Genomic DNA, 401 nt, shown 5'->3' on the forward strand with positions numbered 1-401 from the left:
CTGAAAAGACGGCAGGTGCCGACGCTTGCCGAGCTGGCACGCCAAGACCAAGAGGACAACAAGCAGGCTCCCAAGACATTTCGGGACTACGAGCCAGGCTACCTGCATATCGACATCAAGTACCTGCCGCAGATGCCCGATGAGACCCAGCGGCGGTACCTGTTCGTGGCCATCGACCGCGCCACGCGCTGGGTCTATCTTGAGGTGCGCCCCAGCCAGTCAGCGAAAGACGCAGAGGAGTTCTTCCATCGCGTTATCGACAAGGCACCGTTCAAGGTTCAGAAGGTGCTGACAGACAATGGAAAGTGCTTCACCGATCGTTTCACGTCGGGCGGTGAACGGAAACCGACAGGAAGCCATCTTTTCGACAAGGCCTGTGCACGGCATCATGTCGAACACCG

1 protein-coding gene is annotated in these 401 nt (G+C 58.4%); it reads left to right on the forward strand.

Annotated elements, in window-relative coordinates:
• Positions 1–401 (forward strand): DDE-type integrase/transposase/recombinase (locus PJK54_RS17770; RefSeq protein WP_271303521.1); only part of this gene is annotated, 401 nt, incomplete at both ends.

This window comes from Cobetia sp. MMG027, assembly GCF_027947415.1.
Taxonomy (GTDB): domain Bacteria; phylum Pseudomonadota; class Gammaproteobacteria; order Pseudomonadales; family Halomonadaceae; genus Cobetia; species Cobetia marina.